This is a genomic window from Agromyces sp. Y782, assembly GCF_059445405.1.
Map to the genome: position 1 here is coordinate 1,991,050 of NZ_JCAIUG010000001.1, position 17,421 is coordinate 2,008,470.

The 17,421-nt window shown below is 70.7% G+C and carries 21 protein-coding genes; 4 read left to right on the forward strand and 17 right to left on the reverse strand.

The genetic code is table 11. From position 1 onward, the window contains the following. Window positions 1-154 precede the first annotated feature (154 nt). Genes flgN through fliW form a run of 4 tightly spaced genes read left to right on the forward strand, consistent with a single transcriptional unit; the run spans window position 155 to window position 3,321 of the window. Window positions 155-637, forward strand: coding sequence for a flagellar export chaperone FlgN (gene flgN, locus AC1C2S_RS09110; protein WP_495352199.1), 483 nt, complete (start codon window positions 155-157; stop codon window positions 635-637). After that, entirely contained in the window at window positions 637-2,061 is a 1,425-nt protein-coding gene (gene flgK / locus AC1C2S_RS09115; RefSeq protein WP_495352200.1) for a flagellar hook-associated protein FlgK, read from the forward strand. The genes flgN and flgK overlap by 1 nt, the downstream gene beginning before the upstream one ends. A gap of 4 nt (window positions 2,062-2,065) precedes the next feature. Continuing rightward, window positions 2,066-2,947 (forward strand): flagellar hook-associated protein FlgL, encoded by an 882-nt coding sequence (flgL, locus tag AC1C2S_RS09120; protein ID WP_495352201.1) that lies wholly within the window; start codon window positions 2,066-2,068, stop codon window positions 2,945-2,947. Further along, the gene (gene fliW / locus AC1C2S_RS09125; RefSeq protein ID WP_495352202.1) at window positions 2,944-3,321 is read left to right on the forward strand and encodes a flagellar assembly protein FliW; all 378 of its coding nucleotides are present in this window, start codon (window positions 2,944-2,946) and stop codon (window positions 3,319-3,321) included. The genes flgL and fliW overlap by 4 nt, the downstream gene beginning before the upstream one ends. Window positions 3,322-3,327: 6 nt before the next feature. On the opposite strand, the gene AC1C2S_RS09130 is transcribed toward fliW, so the two are convergent. The 17 genes from AC1C2S_RS09130 to AC1C2S_RS09210 all read right to left on the reverse strand — a co-directional run bounded on the left by AC1C2S_RS09130 (window position 3,328) and on the right by AC1C2S_RS09210 (window position 17,419). Continuing rightward, a complete protein-coding gene (locus AC1C2S_RS09130; RefSeq protein ID WP_495352203.1) occupies window positions 3,328-3,561 on the reverse strand; it encodes a carbon storage regulator in 234 nt (77 codons plus the stop codon). A gap of 45 nt (window positions 3,562-3,606) precedes the next feature. Next, window positions 3,607-4,617: a hypothetical protein gene (locus tag AC1C2S_RS09135; protein ID WP_495352204.1), complete on the reverse strand. Its 1,011-nt coding sequence runs from the start codon at window positions 4,615-4,617 to the stop codon at window positions 3,607-3,609. Beyond that, window positions 4,598-6,646, reverse strand: a complete 2,049-nt coding sequence (locus tag AC1C2S_RS09140) for a flagellar biosynthesis protein FlhA (RefSeq protein ID WP_495352205.1) — start codon at window positions 6,644-6,646, stop codon at window positions 4,598-4,600. Before AC1C2S_RS09140 ends, AC1C2S_RS09135 begins: the two co-directional genes overlap by 20 nt. Beyond that, complete coding sequence (locus AC1C2S_RS09145) at window positions 6,646-7,740, reverse strand: EscU/YscU/HrcU family type III secretion system export apparatus switch protein (protein ID WP_495352206.1); 1,095 nt, start codon at window positions 7,738-7,740, stop codon at window positions 6,646-6,648. Before AC1C2S_RS09145 ends, AC1C2S_RS09140 begins: the two co-directional genes overlap by 1 nt. Before the next feature lie 2 nt (window positions 7,741-7,742). Then, complete coding sequence (locus tag AC1C2S_RS09150) at window positions 7,743-8,501, reverse strand: flagellar biosynthetic protein FliR (RefSeq protein ID WP_495352207.1); 759 nt, start codon at window positions 8,499-8,501, stop codon at window positions 7,743-7,745. Then, window positions 8,501-8,776 (reverse strand): flagellar biosynthesis protein FliQ, encoded by a 276-nt coding sequence (fliQ, locus tag AC1C2S_RS09155; protein ID WP_495352208.1) that lies wholly within the window; start codon window positions 8,774-8,776, stop codon window positions 8,501-8,503. The genes AC1C2S_RS09150 and fliQ overlap by 1 nt, the downstream gene beginning before the upstream one ends. Beyond that, window positions 8,777-9,634 carry a flagellar type III secretion system pore protein FliP gene (gene fliP / locus AC1C2S_RS09160; protein ID WP_495352209.1) on the reverse strand — a complete coding sequence of 286 codons (858 nt, stop codon included), beginning with the start codon at window positions 9,632-9,634 and terminating at the stop codon, window positions 8,777-8,779. Next, on the reverse strand, window positions 9,631-10,086 hold the full coding sequence (locus AC1C2S_RS09165) for a FliO/MopB family protein (RefSeq protein ID WP_495352210.1): 456 nt from the start codon (window positions 10,084-10,086) through the stop codon (window positions 9,631-9,633). The genes fliP and AC1C2S_RS09165 overlap by 4 nt, the downstream gene beginning before the upstream one ends. Further along, window positions 10,086-10,802, reverse strand: coding sequence for a flagellar motor switch protein FliN (gene fliN, locus AC1C2S_RS09170; RefSeq protein WP_495352211.1), 717 nt, complete (start codon window positions 10,800-10,802; stop codon window positions 10,086-10,088). The genes AC1C2S_RS09165 and fliN overlap by 1 nt, the downstream gene beginning before the upstream one ends. Beyond that, the gene (locus AC1C2S_RS09175; protein WP_495352212.1) at window positions 10,799-11,701 is read right to left on the reverse strand and encodes a flagellar motor switch protein FliM; all 903 of its coding nucleotides are present in this window, start codon (window positions 11,699-11,701) and stop codon (window positions 10,799-10,801) included. The genes fliN and AC1C2S_RS09175 overlap by 4 nt, the downstream gene beginning before the upstream one ends. Window positions 11,702-11,733: 32 nt before the next feature. Beyond that, window positions 11,734-12,579 (reverse strand): flagellar motor protein MotB, encoded by an 846-nt coding sequence (locus tag AC1C2S_RS09180; RefSeq protein WP_495352213.1) that lies wholly within the window; start codon window positions 12,577-12,579, stop codon window positions 11,734-11,736. Then, complete coding sequence (locus tag AC1C2S_RS09185) at window positions 12,576-13,340, reverse strand: motility protein A (RefSeq protein ID WP_495352214.1); 765 nt, start codon at window positions 13,338-13,340, stop codon at window positions 12,576-12,578. The genes AC1C2S_RS09180 and AC1C2S_RS09185 overlap by 4 nt, the downstream gene beginning before the upstream one ends. Before the next feature lie 2 nt (window positions 13,341-13,342). Further along, entirely contained in the window at window positions 13,343-13,600 is a 258-nt protein-coding gene (locus AC1C2S_RS09190; protein WP_495352215.1) for a flagellar FlbD family protein, read from the reverse strand. A gap of 106 nt (window positions 13,601-13,706) precedes the next feature. Further along, the gene (flgF, locus tag AC1C2S_RS09195) at window positions 13,707-14,867 is read right to left on the reverse strand and encodes a flagellar basal-body rod protein FlgF (protein ID WP_495352216.1); all 1,161 of its coding nucleotides are present in this window, start codon (window positions 14,865-14,867) and stop codon (window positions 13,707-13,709) included. A 20-nt stretch (window positions 14,868-14,887) separates the two neighbouring features. Next, window positions 14,888-15,316 carry a flagellar hook capping FlgD N-terminal domain-containing protein gene (locus AC1C2S_RS09200; RefSeq protein WP_495352217.1) on the reverse strand — a complete coding sequence of 143 codons (429 nt, stop codon included), beginning with the start codon at window positions 15,314-15,316 and terminating at the stop codon, window positions 14,888-14,890. Window positions 15,317-15,326: 10 nt separating this feature from the next. Next, the gene (locus AC1C2S_RS09205; protein ID WP_495352218.1) at window positions 15,327-16,658 is read right to left on the reverse strand and encodes a flagellar hook-length control protein FliK; all 1,332 of its coding nucleotides are present in this window, start codon (window positions 16,656-16,658) and stop codon (window positions 15,327-15,329) included. Further along, on the reverse strand, window positions 16,655-17,419 hold the full coding sequence (locus tag AC1C2S_RS09210; protein ID WP_495352219.1) for a C40 family peptidase: 765 nt from the start codon (window positions 17,417-17,419) through the stop codon (window positions 16,655-16,657). The genes AC1C2S_RS09205 and AC1C2S_RS09210 overlap by 4 nt, the downstream gene beginning before the upstream one ends. Window positions 17,420-17,421 lie beyond the last annotated feature (2 nt).

The following is a 17,421-nucleotide window of genomic DNA, read 5'->3' on the forward strand; positions in this document are numbered from 1 at the left end:
GAATCGGGCTCTCCATCTCATGCGCGGCAACCGGCGATCCACCGGCGCGGCACAGGAAACACGCGGCATCCGCCTTACCGCTCGCGGGCCGTTGCCGATAGTCGTCGTCGGAGTCGTTCCGCCCGGTGCGGCTCGAGACGGAGGAGGCGCGCCCATGGGCATGCATGAGCTCTCCGCCGTGCTCTGGCGGGAGCGCGAACTCCTCGAGGTGCTCCACTACAAGCTCGACGTCGAGCGGCTCCTGCTGGCGACGGGCCAGCACCGCTGGCTGGGACGGGCCGTGCAGGAGATCGACTACGTCACGGCGCGTCTCAGGGAGGTGGGCCTGGCACGCGCCGTCGAGTCCGCGGAGGTCTCCGAGGAACTCGAGCTCGACGGCATGGCGAGCCTGCGCGAGATCGTCGCGGCCCTCGACGACGTCGTCTGGAGCGACATCCTGGAGTCGCACCTGGCCGCGCTCGTGCGCGTGACCACCGCGATCGGCGGGCTGCGCGATTCCAACGAGCGGATGCTCCGCGAAGCCAACCGGGTCGCGCACGACGCGATGGCCGGCGTCGGCGGTGCGAGCGGCACGTACGACGCCCGCGGGCTCGCCCACGATGCATCCGGCGCCCGACTCGTCGACGAGGAGATCTGATGAGCACATTCGGCGGACTCAATACGAGCTTCACCGCGCTGAACGCCGCCCGCACCGCGATCGAGGTCGCCGGGCAGAACATCGCGAACGTGAAGACCCCCGGCTACACCCGGCAGCGGGCCGAACTCATCGCGAACGGGGCACTCGGCGGTGTCGGGCTGCTGACACCGCCCCGGCCCGGCATCGGTCAGGGCGTCACCGTCAGCGACATCGCGAGACTCGCCGACGAGATGCTGAACGCGCAAGTGCGCGGCACCTCGGCGACCGCCGGCTACCACGCCGCGCGTGCGATCACCCTCGCCATGCTCGAGGGCGGCCTCAACGAGCCGGGTTCCGACGGCATCGCCGCTCAGTTGCAGAAATTCTGGTCGTCGTGGCAGGGGCTCTCGAACGCGGCCGGCGACGGCGCGGCCTCGGCCGTGGTACTCGAGGAGGCGACGACGATGGTCTCGCGCATCGCGCAGGGCTACCGCGACGTCACCTCGCAGTGGAAGACGCTGCGGGCAGAGGCCGGCACGATGGTCTCGACGATCAACGGCGCCGCCGAGCGCATCGCCGAGCTCAACGACACCATCCGGCGGGTCGGGCTCGCGGGCGGCAACACCAACGAGCTCGCCGACCAGCGCGATCGATTCGCCGCCGAACTCGCGAGCACCGCCGGCGGCGTCGTGCAGGCGCACAGCGACGGCACGATCGACGTGCTGATCGGCGGCAACCCGATCGTGAGCGGCACCAGCTGGAACCGGGTCGCCCTGGCCGGCCCGACGACACCCGACGGCGGCGGCGGCGCGGTGACGCTCGAGTGGGAGCGCCGCCCGGGAAGCCCGGTCGCCCTCGACGGGGGCGAACTCGCCGGCGCCCTGTCGATGCTCGCCCCGGCGACAGGTGCGGGCACCGGGGGCCAGCTCGCCGAGGCGCTCGCCTCGTACAACGGACTCGCCACGGCGCTCGCCTCGCAAGTGAATGCGCTGCACCGCACCGGCAGCACCACCACGGGCGAGACCGACCTCGACTTCTTCTCGGTCGATGCGGCGCGACCCGCGGCGCTCGCGCTCGGCGTGATCCCGACGAACGCTTCGGGCATCGCGACCGGTGCGGTCGGCGCCGGCGCGCTCGACGGCTCGATCGCCGACGCCATCGCCCAGCTCCGCCTCGCGGCCGACGCACCCGACGTGCACTGGGCGACGTTCGTCGCGAGGGTCGGCGTCGCAGCGGGGGGCGAGCACGATCGTGCCACCGTCGCAGAACTCGCGATGAACAGCGCGATCGGACGGCAGCAGTCGGCGGCATCCGTCGATCTCGACGAGGAGAACCTGAACCTCGTACTCGCGCAGACCGCCTACCAGGGCGCCGCACGCGTCTTCACCGCCATCGACGAGATGCTCGACGTGCTCATCAACCACACCGGCATCGTGGGAAGGTAGCGCCATGATCACCAGGGTCACGACGATGACGATGATGCAGTCCTCGGCCAGGAACATGCAGCTCGCGGCATCCCAGCTCGCACGCAGCCAGGAGCGGGCATCGGGATTCCGCGCCATCACGAGACCGTCGGATGACCCGGCCGCGACCGTGAGCGCGATGAACGTGCGTGGTGCGCAGGGGGCGACCGAGCAGTACGGTCGCAACATCCAGGACGGCAACGGGTGGCTCTCCGTGGTCGACGGGGCGCTCTCGGCGACGACGACCCTGCTGCAACGCGCACGCGATCTCACGCTGCGAGGGGCCAACGACGGAGCGATGTCGCCGACGCAGAAGGAGGCGATCGCCGCCGAGCTCGAGTCCATTCGCGAGCTCTTGCTCACGGAGGCGAACACGAGCTACCTCGGCCGCAACGTCTTCGCCGGCAATTCGGATGCCGGCCACGCGTTCGCCGACGACTACTCGTTCACGGGCGGGCAGGGAAGCGTTGAGCGACGGATCGGCGACGGGGCCACCGTGCGGGTCGACGTCGACGGCGCGGCGGCGTTCGGCCAAGGAGCGACCTCGGTCTTCGCGACCATCGACGCGATCGTCACCGACCTGCGCAACGGCACCAACGTCGGCGGGCGCGTCGAGGCGATCGACGCGCATCGCGAGGACGTCGCGCGGGCCCACGCCGAGGCCGGAGCTCGTCACGGCACCATCATCGAGGCGGGATCGGCGAACCTCGCCGCGAAAGTGCAGCTCGAGGCGACTCGCAGCGGCATCGAGGACCTCGACATCGGCGAGGCCGCGATCGAACTGAAGATGCAGGAGGTCGCCTATCAGGCCGCCCTTGCCGCCACCGCGCGCGCCGTGCGCCCGACCCTCATGGACTTCCTCAGATGACCCTGTTGACCTTCATCGCGCCCCCGTACGGGCTCGGACCGCAGACCCGGTTCGAGCTCAGCCCCGTCGACGGCGCCCCGGGGCTCTGCACCCTGGTCGGCGTCGACGGCGAGGCCCGCGTGTTCCTGCTCGACGCGGGTGCGCACCTCGCCGAGTACCGCCCGATCATCCCGAGCTTCGACCTCGCCGACCTGGGCGCGGCGGCCGATGCCGTGCGGGTCTTCGTCGTGGTCAACCCCTCGGCCGAGGGAACCACCGTGAACCTCGCGGCTCCCGTGCTCATCGCACCCGACGGACGGGCACGACAGGTGATCCTCGACGGTTCGACCTGGCCACTGCGATCGCCTTTGGCCGAGTTGCTCGCGAGAGACTGAACGACGTCAGGATCCGCCGAGCATCCGCTTGAGCTCGAGCTCGGCGGCCTGCGGCGCCCGCGCGGCATGCCGGTTGGCGAGGGTGACGTCGACGACGATCTCCTCGCGCTGGATGCGCCGGTCGCGCGGCGCGTCGATGCCGATGCGCACCGAGCTGTCACCTCGCACTTCGAGGATGGTGATGATGACGTCGTCGCCGATCATCACCCGTTCGTTCGACTTCCGTGTCAGTACCAGCATGGCGCTGCCTCTCTCGGCCGCAGACTCCCCGACGGCTCACCACTGTCATGCGCGGCGCGGCGCCGCCTCGTCGCTCGTCCACCCGATCGGGATCCCGAGACGACGTGCGCCGTCAGGGTCGCGGGTGAGCGAGGTGCCGATCACGGCCAGGGCGTGCACCCCGACGGATGCCGCGAGCCGCGACACCCACTCGGCCGTGTCCGCCGGGGTGCGGCTGGCGTCGACGACCGCCCAGACCTCGTCGGCCCGAAGGCGCGCGAGCGGCTCGAACGCGTCGTCGAGCGTCGCGCCGTGGGCGACGAAGACGGCTCGGCCGTGTTCGATGGAGGCCGCACGCTGCACGAGCGCATCGCGGCGGTCGGCGAGGGCCGCGGCGCCGGCGCCGCGACCCGAGGTGCGATGGTCGATCCCGACCACCGCACCGCTCGCGGTGGGCACGCCGGGTGCCGCGACCGCCGCGACCGCCGTGATCGCCGCGGCCACGGTCGCGGCGTCGCCGGCGAGGCCGACGAACAGCACGAGGTCGCCGGGAGATGGGGCGAGGGCGAGCCGTTCGGAGGCGGTCGGTACCGCGTGCACGGGGCCGCGTCCCGCCGTGAGTTCGCGGAGGGGCGCCGGGGCATCCGTCGGGCTCGATCGTTCGACCCCGACCTGGGCCCCGCCTTCGGACCCGAACCCGGCCCCGCCTTCGACCCCGAGCCCGCGCTCGACCGAGGCGAGCAGGGATGCGAACGCGGGAGAGGCGGTCGACAACGTGGTCGACGCGGTCGACGAGGCCGAGCCCTCGACGCGATCGGCGTCGGCCAAGAGGGCCGCGATGCCGGCGCGGTCGATCCGACCGCTCGGGAACGACCCCATCGACCCCGCCGACCCCGCCGCTTCGACCGGGTCGGGCACCTCGATCGTGGCCTCGATCTCCTCCTCGGCGAAGAAGCGGCCGAGTCCTTTCCGGGTGATCCTCGTCGCATCGACGATGCGCGCGTCGGGGCCGAAGGCGTCCAGCACCTCCTCGCGAAGCTCGTCGAGGCTCTTGGCCCTACGCCGGAAGCTCTGCATCGCTCCGGATCACCCCCACGGTCTCGATGGTGAAGCCACCCGCGGTCGCCTGCTGGTACGAGAGCACCGGAACGCCCGCGAGCTGCGCCGCGACCAGGCGGTGGATCGCCGGTCGCAGGGCCGGTGCGCAGACGAGCACCGGGCGCGCCCCGCTCGAGTCGGCGAGGGCGAGCTCGTGACGGATGCCGCCGAGCACCTGTTCGATCGCATCGGGGGGCAGGAGGATCTGCGAGCCGTGCTCGCCGGGCCGCAGCCCCTCGAGCATGCGTTGCTCGAGCAACGGGTCGATCATCACGACCCGCAGTACGCCGGCCTCGGTGTGCGCGGCGGGCAGCACCGCACCGAGTGCGTCGCGGGCCGCCTCGATGAGCGCCTCGGCCTCGGTCGTCGTCTTCGCCTTGAGCGAGACGGCCTCGTAGATGCGCGGCAGGTCGTTGATCGGCACCCGCTCGGCGAGCAGCCCCTGCAGCACGCGCTGCACCTCGGCGATGGACAGCGGGTTCGGGGTGAGCTCGTCGACCGCCGCAGGGCTCTCGGCCCGCACCCCGTCGGTGAGCATGCGCACATCCTCCCGGGAGAGCAGACGGGCGGCGTTGTCGCTCACGACGCTCGAGAGGTGGGTGACGATGACGGACACCCGATCGATGACCGTCGCGCCCGCCAGTTCGGCGCTGCGACGGGACTCGGCGGGGATCCACTTGCCGGCGAGGCCCCACACCGGTTCGACGGTGGCCTCGCCCGGCAGGGCGTCGAGGCCTGCGCCGAGTGCGAGCACCCGGCCGGGCGGTGCGATGCCCCGCCCTGCCTCGACTCCCGCCAAGCGGATCGAGTAGCTCGACGGCGGCAGTTCGACGCTGTCGCGCGTGCGCACGGGCGGGATCACGAAGCCCATCTCGAGTGCGATCTTCTTGCGCAGCGCCTTCACCCGGGCCAGGAGGTCGTCGGAGGAGCCGTTCACGACGTCGACGAGATCCGGTGCGAGCCCGATCTCGAGCGCGTGCACCCGGGCCCGGCCGATGAGGTCCTCGGGGGTCTCCGCCTTCGGCGCCGCCGACTCGATCTCGGCGAGCCTGACGTCGTTCGCGGCCGTCGCCTCCCTCGCCCGCACTCGCTGCGCGAGCACGAGCAGCACGATCGCCGCGATGAAGAAGGGGATGATCGGCATCCCCGGAATCAGGCCCATGAGCGCCGCCGCGCCTGCCGCGATGAGCAGGGCCGTGCGCGACTGCAGCAGCTGGGTCGACGCGTTCTGCCCCATGTCGGCGTCGGCGTTCGCGCGAGTGACGATCATGCCGGTCGAGACCGCCATGAGCAATGCGGGGATCTGGGTCACGAGTCCGTCGCCGATCGTGAGCAGCGTGTACGTGTCGAGCGCATCGACGAGATCGAGGCCGCGTTGCACCATGCCGATCGTGATGCCGCCGACGATGTTGATCAGGATGATCACGATGCCCGCGATCGCATCGCCCTTCACGAACTTCGACGCGCCGTCCATCGCGCCGTAGAAGTCGGCCTCAGCGGCGACCTCCGCCCGGCGTCGCCTCGCCTCGGACTCCGACAGCAGTCCGGCGTTCAGGTCGGCGTCGATCGCCATCTGCTTGCCGGGCATGGCGTCGAGCGTGAACCGCGCGCCGACCTCGGCGACACGTTCGGCGCCCTTCGTGACGACGACGAACTGGATCACGACGAGGATGAGGAAGACCACGGCGCCGATGATGATCGACCCGCCGACCGCGACGTGGCCGAACGCCTGGATGACCTGCCCGGCGTAGCCCTCACCGAGCACGAGCCTCGTCGACGCGACGTTGAGCCCCAGCCGGAAGAGCGTCGCGACGAGGAGCAGCGACGGGAACACCGAGAAGTCGAGCGGCTTCTTCACGAACATCGTCGTGAGCAGGATCACCAGCGCGAACAGGATGTTGATCACGATGAGCCCGTCGAGCAGCCACGACGGCACGGGCACGATGAGCAGGAGCAGGATCCCGACGACACCGATCGGCACCGCGATCATCGACAGATTCCGGTTCATCACTGACCTCCTGTTGTTGGCATGGTCTGCAGCTGGTGGATGCCGCTTGCCGCCCCGCGGCGTTTCAATGCGGCGGTGAAAGTGAGCACGATCGCCACCGCGTTGTAGAAGTCGACCGGGATCTCCTGGCCGATCGCGCACGCCGCGTGCAGCGCGCGGGCGAGCGGTACGTCGCGCACGAGAGGCACCGCGTTCCGCTCGGCCTCTTCGCGGATGCGCGCGGCCACGAGGCCCTTGCCCTTGGCCACGAGGCGCGGCGCGCTCCGCCCCGGTTCGTAGCGCAGCGCGACGGCGACGTGCGTCGGGTTCACGATCACGACGTCGGCGTTCGCGACCGACGCGATCATGCGATTGCGGCTGACCGCGAGCTGGCGTGATCGGCGTTGCGACTTCAGCATCGGATCGCCGTCGGAGTTCTTCGTCTCGTCGCGAAGCTCCTTCTTCGTCATCATCGTGTGCTTTCGGTTGCGGCGCATGACGATGACGACGTCGGCGGCCGCGAGCAGCAGGCCCGAGACGATCGCCGCGACGAGGAGCGCGATGACGCCGTCGGCCGCGGCGCGCACGACGGCGCTGAGCTGCAGCCCCCCGGAGCCGAGCAGCAGGGGCATGAGGCCCTGTACGACGACGAAGAGCACGATGCCCACCACGAGCGTTTTCAGCAGCGCCTTCGCCCCCTGCCACAGGGCCTGCATGCCGAACACGCGCTTGATCCCGGCGGCGAGGTTGAACTGCTCGAACTTGGCGAGCTGCTTCTTCAGGTGCACGCCGCCCTGGAGGGCCGCACCGCCGAGCACGACCGCGGCGACGAGCACCAGGAGCCAGCCGATGCTCGGAAGGATCGAGACGAGCCCCGCTTCGAGCGCTTCGACGGCGACGATCGGATCCGCGGCGCTCGCGGCATCCGTCACCCGGAAGAGCTGCGCGACCGAGGCATCCGTCGAGTTCGCCATGGTTGCCGGCAGTGCGACCGCGGCCGCCCCGATGCCGAGCCACGCCGTCAGGTCCTGCGATTTCTGCAGGCGGCCCTTCTCACGCACCTCGCGCATGCGCTTGTCGGTCGCCTGCTCGGTACGCTCCTCTGCATCGGACATGCTCAGTCCGCCGTTCTCATGGCCGACAGCGCGTCGCCGGTGAGCGCCTCGACCACGGCGGGCAGGGCGACGAAGACGGTGCCCGCGAGGGCGAGCGTCAGCAGGATCTTGAGCGGGAAGCCGAGCGCGAACGCGTTGAGCGCCGGTGCCACCCTGGTGAGGAGGCCGAGGCCGGCGTCGGCGAGGAAGAGCACGACGACGAGCGGCCCCGCGATCTGAGCGGCAGCGACGAGCAGACCCGTCACAGCGCCGATGAGGGTCTCAGCGGATGCCGCGACGTCGATGCCCGACCCGATCGGCACCGCCTCGAACGACTGGAACATGCCGGTGAAGAGCACGAGGTACGCGCCCGACGAGACCAGGAGCGCGAGGGTCGCGAGGTGGAAGAGCCGGGCGAACTGGGCGCCCTGCACCATCGACTGCGGGTCGAATCCGAGGGCGAGCTGGAAGCCGCCGAACACGTCGACGAGGTTTCCCGCCGACTGCACGGCCGCGAACACCACGTAGACGAGGAAGCCCAGCGTCACCCCGGTCATGAGTTCCGTGACGAGCGCGCCGAAGAATGCGGCATCCGCCATGGATTCGTAGCCGGCCGTCACCCGAGGTGCGACCGCGACACCGAGCCCGAGCGCGACCATCGCCTTCACCCGCCCGGGGATCGCCCGGTACGAGAAGGGCGGCGCGATCACGACGAAGCCCGCCATGCGCACACTCGCGAGCATGACCGCCTCGATCCAGGCGAAGTCGAGCGGGATCTGCATCAGCCGCCTCCGACGAGTGCGGGGATCCGCGCGAAGAGCTCATGGGTGAAGCTCACGATCTCGCTGATCATCCAGTGCCCGCACACGAGCAGTGCCACCGCGACGGCGAACGCCTTCGGCACGAACGAGAGCGTCACCTCCTGGATCTGGGTGATCGACTGGATGAGCGAGATCACGAAGCCGACGACGAGCGCGGTCAGGAGGATCGGCGCGCCGAGCTTCGCGGCCACGAGGAGTCCCTGCAGGCCGATGTCGAGTACCGCGTTGGCGTCCACTCAGCCTCCCCGGTAGCTCGAGATGAGCGTCGTGGTGAGCAGTCCCCACCCGTCGACGAGGATGAACAGCAGGACCTTGAACGGCAGCGAGATCATGACGGGCGGCAGCATCATCATGCCCATCGACATGAGCGCCGCGGCCACGACGAGGTCGATCACGAGGAACGGCACGAACACGACGAAGCCGATGATGAACGCCGCGCGCAGCTCGGAGATGAGGAATGCCGGGATGAGCGTGATGAGGTCGACATCGGCGGGGGAGTCGGGGTTCGGGAGGCCCGCCGCGCGGGTCATCAGGGCGAGGTCCTCTTCGCGCGTGAACGAGAGCATCCAGGCGCGCAGCGGTGCGCTGCCCGCTTCGAGTGCCTGCCCGAAGTCGAGCGTGCCGGCGAGATAGGGCTGCACGCCCGCGTCGTTCACCTCGGCGAAGACCGGCTGCATGATGAAGAACGACAGGAACAGGGCGAGCCCGGCGAGCACCTGGTTCGGCGGGATCGCCGGCAGCGAGACGGCGTTGCGCGCCATCGCGAGCACGACGAAGATCTTCGTGAACGACGTCATCATGATGAGCAGCGACGGGGCGACCGACAGCAGCGTGATGCCGATGAGGGTGACGATCGCCGACGACGGGGTGCCGTCGGGGCCGTTGATCTCGATGCCGAAGCCGCCGCCGCCCGGCGCGGTCGGGTCGCCCGGCACGGTCGGGTCGACCGGCGGTGCCGGGTCGACCGGTTCGGCGAAGCTCGGAGCTGCGGAGAGCGCCACGATGACGATCGCGACGACGATGGAAGCGGCCGCGAGTGCGGCGATCCGCATGAGCTTCCCCGACCGGTTCGATCCGGTCGAGGGACGCGTCATATGCCGAGACCCTCCTTCACCTCGGCGAGCGAGCGCTTCCATGTCTCGGCCGAGAGGATCGACCCGCGGCGCAGTCCGTGCGTTGCGGGCAGGATCGGGGTGGTTTTGGAGGTCGTCTTGGAGGTGGTCTTCGAGATCGTCGCGATCGGGGCGATGGATGCCGCGGCGAGCGCGTCGTCGAACGCGGGCGCGGTGACCGGCTCGGGTGCCGGCCGGTCGCTCAGCACCGAGACGCCGTGCTCGGTGACGCCGAGCATCAGCCGTCGCCCGTCGGCGTCGACGACGACCATCGAGGCCTTGGGTGCGAGCGACTGGCGGGCCACGACGGAGACGAGTTCGGGCTTCCTCGAGCGTGCGCGGCCCGCGCTGATGCGCCGGTGGGCGAACCAGATGACCGCGAGCACGACGCCGAGCGAGACGGCGACGCGCAAGACGAGGAAGAAGGTCTCCACTACTGGACGCTGTCCTGGGTGTCGAGGATTCGGGTGACCCGCACGGCGTAGTCCTGGTCGACGACGACGACCTCGCCGTGGGCGATGATGCGTCCGTTCAGCAGGATGTCGGCCGGTGCTCCGGCCGAGCGGTCGAGTTCGACCACCGCGCCGGGTTCGAGGTTCAGGATGTCGCGGACGGTCATCCTCGTACGGCCGATCTCGACCGCGAGTGACATCTCGACGCCGTTGATGCGGCCGAGCCGCTCGGCCCCGCTGCTCGCGACGGACGCGCCGTCGGTGCTGCGGCGTTCCCGCACGGCGAACCAGCCGACGAGCGACTCGCCGTCGAGGAGGGTGAATACGGCCGATGCCGGGTCCTCGAAGAGCGGCGAACGCTCGGTGCGGCGCACATCGCCGAGCACCCCGCTGCCGTAGCGGCGTCCGGCCGCTTGCATCGCCGGGTGCAGGAGGTTCTCCGGCGCGATGCCGTCGCCGGCGTCGAGCGCGTCCGCTTCGAGGAAGGCGATGGCGAAGTCGACGGAGGTCGCGCCGATGTGGCTCGCCTCGAAGCACTCGGCGGACTCGACGGCGAACGGTTCGTCGGGCGCTGCCGTGAGGGCGCGCCCGCTCGGCAGTGTGCGCACGAGTTCGGCGGCGGCCGCGGCGGCGACGGCGGTAGCGGTGGCGGTAGCGGCGGCGGCCGCGGCGTTGGCGGTCTGCGCGGGCGTGGTCATGATGCGGTCTCCAGAGTGTCGGTGATGGTGCACGCGAGACGTCCGCCGGCACGCCCGATTGCTGCACGACCGAGCAGCTGGCCGTCGACGGTGACCTGGAAGGGCGCGTGAGCGGCGTGGGCGAGCGGGATCACGTCGCCGACTGCGAGGGCGAGGATGTCGCGGGGCTTCACCGCGATCGCCGGCAATTGCACCGCGAACGGCAGCGGGGTGAGTTCGAGCTGTCCCGAGATCATCGTGCGTGCGTGTTCGGTTGCGACGACGGGATTCGCATCGCCGAGGCCGCTCAGCAGCAGCTCGGCCGGCAGCGCGAGCGTGGCGGGCGCCGACTGCTCGCCGCACTCCACGAGGAACGACGCCACGATCATGAGTTCGGAGGTCGCGGCCGCCTGTGCGATTTGCGAGTTGTGATGCACCGTGTCGTACACGAGCTCGCCGGGGAGCAGCCGCCCGAGCGAGTAGCGGAGGTCGTCGACGAGGTCGTCGATGAGCGCTCGCAGCAGCCCCTGCTCGATCTCGGTGAGGGTGCGTTCCGGTTCATCGTGCTCGCCCGTGCCGCCGAGCATGTGGCCGAGCCAGGTGAGGGCCGCGACGGCCGGGAACTGGATGACCGCCTTGTCGGAGTCGGTTCCCACTCGGCACAGCACCATCGTGGTCGACGACGGCAGCGATGCGGCGTACTCGTCGTAGGTGAGCATCGTCACCTGGTCGAAGTCGACGTGCGAACGCGCCCGCACATTGGCGGTGAGCTGGGTGCCCCATTGCCGGGCGAACGTCTCGAAGGCCAGTTCGAGCGCGCGCGAGTGTTCACGCGCGAGCGTCGTCGGCCGCCGGAAGTCGTAGGCGTCGATCGGCCGCGTCATCGCGCGGGCGTCGATCTCTGCGGTTGTACGGGGCACGTGCGCCACTATCGGCAGTCCGCCGGTATCGGTTAGCCGCCGGCCGGCGCCGGTGCGCCGTTCGCCGTGCGTGCGACGCCCGCGTCGGCCAATCGGGCCGCGAGTTCCGGCAACAGCGCCCTGATCGTCTCGGGTTCGTCGGAGACGATGACGACGTCGACCCGGCGGTTGAGCGCCATCGCCGCGTCATCCGCAGCGCTCGTCACCGGGCGTGCCGAACCGTAACCGATCGCCGCCGCGCGTTCGGGAGCGACGCCCGTGCGCTCGACGAAGTACCGCACGACCTGTGTGGCGCGTCCGCTCGAGAGTTCCCAGTCGGTCGGAAACGGCCCGGATGACCCGTGCGGGTCGGCGTGGCCCTCGACGCTGACCTCGTGGTGGATGGTCGACAGCACGCCGCCGACGACGCCCAAGACGGTCGTCGCCTTCTCGTTGAGGTCGACGCTGTTGCCGAGGAAGTAGGTCTCGGCGCCGACGAGGCGCACCGTGAGGCCGCGTTCGTCGATCTCGTACGACACCGCGTGCTCGACGCCCCGGGCCGCCAGCCCCGTGTCGATGCGATCGCGGATCGCGATGAGCGACTCGAGCTCATCTTGGGCGAGTTCGACGTCGATGCCCGCGTCGTGCTCGCCCTCGAGCTCGGCGGGAACGACGACGCCCTCCGCGGTGTCGGCGAAGGTCGTCGGGTCCTGCCCGAAGCCGGTGGCGAGGGAATCGCGAAGCGCCTCGAACTTGTCGGCGTCGACCGATGACATCGCGAACAGCACGATGAACATGCACATGAGTACCGTGACCATGTCCATGTACGACGCCATCCAGCGCTCGTCGTTGTGGACTTCGGCGCTTCGCGAGCGGCGCCGGCCGGGGCGGGTACTCATGCGGCCTCGAGCTGCTCCATGCCGGGCACGATGGCGCGCAGACGCTCGCCCAGCAGGCGCGGCTGGCTGCCCGCCTGCACCGCGAGCGCTCCCTCCATGACGAGCGTCATGTTCTCGGCCTCGAGGGTGGTGAGCCGCTGGAGGCGATCGCCGAGCGGCAGCCAGATGAAGTTCGCCGAGAGCAGCCCCCAGAGGGTTGCGACGAAGGCGGTCGCGATCGAGGGACCGAGCGTGTCGGGGGAGTCGAGCATCTCGAGCACGTGGGTCAGCGAGACGACCGTGCCGATGATGCCGATCGTCGGGGCGTACCCGCCGAGCGACTTGAAGAACTTCGCGGCCTGCGTGCCGAGCTGCTCTTTCGAGTTGATCTCCTCCTCGAGGAGCTCGCGCAATTCATCGCCGTCGATGCCGTCGGCGATGTTCTGCAGGGCGTTCCGCAGAAAGGGGTCGTCGGTCTCCGCGGAATCCTGCTCGAGCGAGAGCAGCCCGTCGCGGCGGGCCTTCTCGGCGAGTTCGACGAGGCGTTCGATCGTCGCCTCGGGTTTCGCGGTCTTGCCGCGGAACGCGCGGGGCACAGCCTTGCACGCACGCCACGCATCCTTGAGGGTGGTGCCGGCGAGCCCGACCGCGATGGTCGCGCCGAAGACGAGCGCCATCGGGGCAGGAAGGAGCAATGCCTCGACGTGCGCGCCTTCGAGCGTGATCATCGCGAAGAGCGATCCGAAGGCGAGGACGAGGCCGATGATGAGAGCGGGGTCCATGACTACCTTGCCTTCGGTGGACGTGCCAGGGGGACGACGCCACGAGGGCGCGGTTGTTCGGCCGTGAGCTCTTCGGTGCGCGCGAGCACCCGTGCGCGGAAGTCGACCACCGAGCTGATGACCTCGTCGATCGACTCGGTGACGATGTAGTTGGTGCCGTCGACCATGAGCAGGGTCGTGTCGGGGTTGGCGTGGATGCGTTCGATGAGATCGGTGTTGAGCGCGAACCGCGTGCCGTTCAGCCGGGTGAGCACGATCATGGTGATCCTTCGCGGTCGCGCGACTCGCACCGAGCCGTCGCCCTCCACTCTCGGCAGCGGGCGGCCTCCCGTTAGGAAGACCGCCCGCGGCGTGCGCCGGCGCCGCTCAGCGCTTCAGGTTCGTGAGCTCCTGGAGTACCTCGTCCGAGGTCGTGATGATGCGGGCGTTCGCCTGGAATCCGCGCTGGGCGATGATGAGGTTCGTGAACTCCTGCGAGAGGTCGACGTTCGACATCTCGAGGTAGCCGCTCGCGAGGGCGCCGAACCCGGCGTCGCCGGCCGCACCGACCTCGGCGCCGCCCGTGTTCGCGGTCGCCCGGTAGGCGGAGTTTCCGGCCTTCTCGAGCCCGCCGGGGTTCACGAAGTTCGCGAGCGCGATGCGCCCGACGGCCTCGGTGGCCCCGTTCGAGAAGTTGCCCGTGACGGTCCCGTCGGGGCCGATCGAGTAGGCGTCGAGCGTGCCGGCCGCCCGGCCGTCCTGGCCGGCGACCTTCGCCGTGGTGAGGTCGGCGAAGCCGGTGAGGGCGGAGACGTCGACGGTCACGCCGCCGACCGCGATCGTCGCGGGTCCGGTGGGCTGCCCGTCGACGAAGGTGAGCGTGTCGAGCACCGTCGCGCCGTCGGCGACTTCCCAGCCGGCAGCGTTCTTGGTGAAGGTGAGGCTCACGGTGGTCGCCGCGCCGCTGGCGTCGTAGACGTCGATGTCGCGCACGATCTCGGTGCCGTCCGCGGCATCCTGGGGCAGGTTGCCCGAGAACTGCACGGCCGTCGTCGCGACCGCCGCCGAGACCGCGCCGCGGGGGAGCGTGACGTTCGCGAGCGCCCCGCCCTGGTTGACCTGTCCGCCCGCGGCATTCCATCCCATGACGAGCGCGCCGTCTTGGGTGACGAGGCGCCCCTGCGCGTCGAACTCGAACGAGCCGGCGCGCGTGTAGAGGGTCTCGCCGCCCGACTGCACGACGAAGAACCCGTCGCCCGAGATCATGAGGTCGCTCGCGCGCGAGGTCGCCTGTGCGGAGCCCTGCGAGAAGTTCGTGCTGATGCCGGCCAGTTGCACGCCGAGGCCGACCTGCGCGGGGTTCGTGCCGCCGATGGCGGCGCCGGGTGCCCCGCCGCCCTGGATGAGCTGGGAGAGCGTGTCCTGGAACTGGGTCGCCGAGGCCTTGAAGCCTGCGGTGTTCACGTTGGCGATGTTGTTGCCGGTGACGTCGAGCATCATCTGGTGGGAGCGGAGGCCGGAGATCCCGGAGAAGAGCGAGCGGAGCATGGTGGTCCTTTCGGTGGGCGCTAGGAGCGCACGGCGGAGATGGAGTCGAGTGCGACGGCCTTGCCGTCGATGTTGACGAGGGGCACCGGCCCCGAGAACGAGACGGAGGTCGCGACGCCCTTCACCGTCGCGCCGGTGGCGTCGAGGTAGTCGACCTCCTTGCCGATGAGGGCGGATGCCGCGGTGCGCATCTGCAGCGAGAACGACTCCTGCACTTGCGTGGCGAGTGCCGTGAGGCGTTCCATCGTGGCGAGCTCGGTGGTCTGGCTGATCATGGCGTTGGTGTCCATCGGGCTCGATGGATCCTGGTGGCTGAGTTGGGTGACGAGCAGCTTCAGGAAGAGGTCGCCGTCCATCTCCTGTTTGGGTGCGCGCGTGGTGGTGCTCCCGGTGTAGAGACTCGAGGTCCCTCCCGAGCCTGCCGTTGCGGTGAGTGCGTCGACGGTCATGGTTGCTCCTCTAGGCGATCACGTCGAGGGCGGATGCCGGTTCCCAGCGTTGCGGCTGGCGTGTCGGCTCCTCCCTCGGCTCTCGGGGTGCCGGCGAGTCCGGCTCGGGCCGCTCATCACGGGCGGGCGAGTGTTCGGGCGAGCCGGTGCCGGCGTCGCGCGGTGAGAGGTCGACGGTTGCAGTGAGTCCCGCGGCGACGACGTCGCGGCGGAGGTCGCCGAGCACCTGGCGCAGCGCCTCCCGACCGGAGTCGCCTGGCGCGAGCAGTTCGATGCGTACGCCGTCGGGCGAGACGATCGCGCGCACCGACACCGGCCCGAGGTGCTCGGGGGTGACGTTGACCGTCACGTGCTGGGTTCCCGATGCGCCGTGGGCGAGTGCGAGCACGGGTCTGCTCAGCTGCGCGGCGAACGGTTCGGCGACGCGTTGCCGGGCGGCGGCGGCCGGATCAGCGGCGTGCGCACGCTCGACGGTGTCGATGGCGGGCGCCTGGGCCCGGGCGGCATCGCTCACGACCGGCTGCTCTGCCGTCGCGGAGGCCGGTCGGCTCGCTCCGCCGGCTGCGCTCTCGAGTAGCGGTGGGGATGTCGCCGCGACTGGCTGCGGCGACGATGATCCGGGCGTCGTGGCCGAAGGGGCCGAGATCGACGGGTCTGCCGCCGGGTGGCGAGGCGGATCGCCCGCGCTCGCCGTGTGCTGCGAGCTCGCGCCGGGGTGCGCGGGTCGGACGCGGGAGGCATCGCCCCCGCGGACGGGAAGGGCTGACACGGGGTGCGCGTCATCCGGCACCGGGGCGGCCTCCACCACCGGGGCGGCCTCGCTCGCCGAGACGGCATCGGCCCGCGCGCCGTCGGGTGCTGCGGTCGTCCCGGGCGGCGGCGCGGTACCGGCAGGAAGGCCGGCGTCCCCGCGGGCGCCGGCGACGACGGCGCCGCCTGGCGTGCTCGACGGTGGCGCTGCCGGCGATTCGCCGCTGTCCGTCGTCGCCGGGCCGGGCCCGATCGAGTCTCCGGGAGCGCCCTCGACGATGGCGGGTGCACTCGGTTCGCCGAGGCCGCGAGGGGTGGACGGCAGGGCAGGCAGCACGGCCGACGGCGTCCCCCCGCTCGCCGCGCCGAGACCGGGCTCGGTCGTCTCGGCGGTCTCGCTGGTCTCGCTGGTCTCGCTGGCGTCGGCGGTCGGCGCCGGGTCGCTGCCGGGGTGCACGACATCGACCTCCGACGGCTCCGCCGCCCCGAGCAGCACGGCCGCGAACGCGGACGCCGTCGCCGTCTCGCCACTCGCCTCGCGCGGTGTCGGACGAGGGCCGGCGGCCGCCGTCACGACGCCGGCCGCGTTCACGACGTGCTCCGGTTGAGCGAGAGCAACTGGGCGGCGAGCACGAGGTCGACGAGGGTGCCGACATCGGTGCCGGGCAGGAGGCCGGCGAGCGAGCCGAGCCCGCTCGAACTGCCGATCGATCCGATCGATCCGAGCGTTCCGTACGAGCTCAGTGAGCCGAGTGAGCCGAGCGACGCGACACCGGCGGACGACGCCCCCGACGCGGCATCCGTCATCGGCGGCGTGCCGGCCGTCGAAGCCGTCGGCACGACGCGCCGGATCGTCTGGATGTCGGCGTCGGTCAGGTAGTTGGGCTGAAACGAGACCGTGCGGCCCTCGTAGGGCGCGTGCACGATCATGCCGTCGCCGGCATAGATGACGATGTGGTCGGCGTTGTGCGTGACGATGAGGTCGCCGGGTTGCGCCTCGGCGAGCGAGCCGACCTCCTCGCCGATCGATTCCTGCTGCGAGACCCGGCGGGGCGCATCGATGCCGAGCTCGCCGAGCACGCGCTGCACGAGCCCCGAGCAGTCGATGCCCGAGCGGTCGGTACCGCCGAGCACATAGGGCACGCCGAGGTACTCCTTCGCCTGGTCGACGATCGCCTGCCCCGTGACGCCGCCGGCCGCCGCCGAGGTCGTCGCCGCCGATGCGGACGTCGCGGGTTGCGCCGCGAGCGTCGTCTCGAATCGGGCAGCGGATGCCGCGTTGCGGCGATTCTCGAGCGTGGTGACCATGGCCGTGATCTCATCGATCCGGCCGATCGCGTCGACGATGGGCATTG

Excerpts from the sequence above, each read along its gene's own strand:
- flgL (WP_495352201.1), top strand. The coding sequence starts at position 2,066 with ATGATCACCAGGGTCACGACGATGACGATGATGCAGTCCTCGGCCAGG.
- AC1C2S_RS09200 (WP_495352217.1), bottom strand. The coding sequence starts at position 15,316 with ATGACCGTCGACGCACTCACCGCAACGGCAGGCTCGGGAGGGACCTCG.
- AC1C2S_RS09185 (WP_495352214.1), bottom strand. The coding sequence starts at position 13,340 with ATGGACCCCGCTCTCATCATCGGCCTCGTCCTCGCCTTCGGATCGCTC.
- fliN (WP_495352211.1), bottom strand. The coding sequence starts at position 10,802 with ATGACCACGCCCGCGCAGACCGCCAACGCCGCGGCCGCCGCCGCTACC.
- flgF (WP_495352216.1), bottom strand. The coding sequence starts at position 14,867 with ATGCTCCGCTCGCTCTTCTCCGGGATCTCCGGCCTCCGCTCCCACCAG.
- AC1C2S_RS09145 (WP_495352206.1), bottom strand. The coding sequence starts at position 7,740 with ATGTCCGATGCAGAGGAGCGTACCGAGCAGGCGACCGACAAGCGCATG.
- fliW (WP_495352202.1), top strand. The coding sequence starts at position 2,944 with ATGACCCTGTTGACCTTCATCGCGCCCCCGTACGGGCTCGGACCGCAG.
- AC1C2S_RS09140 (WP_495352205.1), bottom strand. The coding sequence starts at position 6,646 with ATGAACCGGAATCTGTCGATGATCGCGGTGCCGATCGGTGTCGTCGGG.
- fliP (WP_495352209.1), bottom strand. The coding sequence starts at position 9,634 with ATGACGCGTCCCTCGACCGGATCGAACCGGTCGGGGAAGCTCATGCGG.
- flgK (WP_495352200.1), top strand. The coding sequence starts at position 637 with ATGAGCACATTCGGCGGACTCAATACGAGCTTCACCGCGCTGAACGCC.
- AC1C2S_RS09180 (WP_495352213.1), bottom strand. The coding sequence starts at position 12,579 with ATGAGTACCCGCCCCGGCCGGCGCCGCTCGCGAAGCGCCGAAGTCCAC.
- AC1C2S_RS09190 (WP_495352215.1), bottom strand. The coding sequence starts at position 13,600 with ATGATCGTGCTCACCCGGCTGAACGGCACGCGGTTCGCGCTCAACACC.
- AC1C2S_RS09210 (WP_495352219.1), bottom strand. The coding sequence starts at position 17,419 with ATGCCCATCGTCGACGCGATCGGCCGGATCGATGAGATCACGGCCATG.
- AC1C2S_RS09130 (WP_495352203.1), bottom strand. The coding sequence starts at position 3,561 with ATGCTGGTACTGACACGGAAGTCGAACGAACGGGTGATGATCGGCGAC.
- flgN (WP_495352199.1), top strand. The coding sequence starts at position 155 with ATGGGCATGCATGAGCTCTCCGCCGTGCTCTGGCGGGAGCGCGAACTC.
- AC1C2S_RS09150 (WP_495352207.1), bottom strand. The coding sequence starts at position 8,501 with ATGCAGATCCCGCTCGACTTCGCCTGGATCGAGGCGGTCATGCTCGCG.
- AC1C2S_RS09135 (WP_495352204.1), bottom strand. The coding sequence starts at position 4,617 with ATGCAGAGCTTCCGGCGTAGGGCCAAGAGCCTCGACGAGCTTCGCGAG.